Below are 1,021 nucleotides of genomic sequence, written 5' to 3'. Positions count from 1 at the left end.
GTCAAAGCCTGGGGCCGCCTGATGCGCGTTTCGCACCAGCTGGTCGAAAAGACCGAGTATGCCCTGAAAGCCGGCGGCTTGCCGCCGCTCGCCTGGTACGACGTGCTGCACGAGCTTGCCGAGGCGGGCGAGGGCGGCTTGCGGCCGTTCGAGCTGATCGATCGCGTTCTGTTGGCGCAGTACAGCGTGTCGCGACTGCTGGCCCGGCTGGAAGCGGATGGCCTGCTGGAAAAGCTGCCTGTCTCGGATGACGGCCGTGGCCAGACAGTGCGCATCACGCCAAGCGGCCGGGAGATGCGCCGCCGCATCTGGGCGGTCTATGGCGCGTCCATAGCCGAACTGATGGGCGACAAGCTTTCCGCCAAGGAGCTGGAAACGCTGGCTGCACTGCTCGGGCGGTTGCGCGAGCCACCGGCCGGCGATTAGCTCACGAGTGTTTGTGGGTACCGTCAGATTTTTTCGCCGCAGCCCCTTGCGTTGGAAACCCGAATGCGCAATAAGCCGAACCGTAACGTACGGTACGCATTATTGAGCGACCGGGAACTGGTGAAACGTGTTGCAAGCCGCCGCCGACACCGACAGCAGCGAAACGCTCACCGAGCGGCAGCAGGCCGTTCTGGACGCAGCACTTCGCCTACTGGTCGAAGAGGGCGACAACCTGACCATGACCGCGGTGGCGCGGCGGGCAAGCTGCTCCAAGGAAACACTCTACAAATGGTTCGGCGACCGCGACGGGCTGCTGACGGCGACAGTGCAATGGCAGGCCTCGAAAGTGCGCGTGGCGCCGGTCGACCGCAAAGGCCTCGACCTCGCTTGGCTGACCGCAAGCCTCGAACGCTTCGCTTCCGACTGGCTGAGGGTCATCTCCAGCGATACGTCTATCGCGCTCAACCGTGTCGCGGTCGGCCATGCCGGCTCAGGGAAGGATGACCTTGGCGCGATCGTGCTGCAGAATGGGCGTTTCGCACTGGCCAGGCGTCTGAAGCCCGTGCTCGAAGCGGGACGCGAGGCTGGGCTGCTC

General features: G+C 64.8%; 2 protein-coding genes. Both read left to right on the top strand.

All coding sequences use genetic code 11. The annotated features are described in order from the left end of the window. Nucleotides 1-426 (top strand): MarR family winged helix-turn-helix transcriptional regulator (locus EOA75_RS33225; RefSeq protein ID WP_164747775.1); only part of this gene is annotated, 426 nt, incomplete at its 5' end. Nucleotides 427-553: 127 nt separating this feature from the next. After that, the coding region (locus tag EOA75_RS33220; RefSeq protein ID WP_164747774.1) for a TetR/AcrR family transcriptional regulator at nucleotides 554-1,021 on the top strand (468 nt) is incomplete at its 3' end.

It is taken from the genome of Mesorhizobium sp. M1A.F.Ca.IN.022.07.1.1 (assembly GCF_003997575.1).
GTDB lineage: Bacteria > Pseudomonadota > Alphaproteobacteria > Rhizobiales > Rhizobiaceae > Mesorhizobium.
The sequence above is the reverse complement of the archived record's forward strand: the minus strand, read 5'-3'. Positions and strand labels throughout refer to the sequence as shown.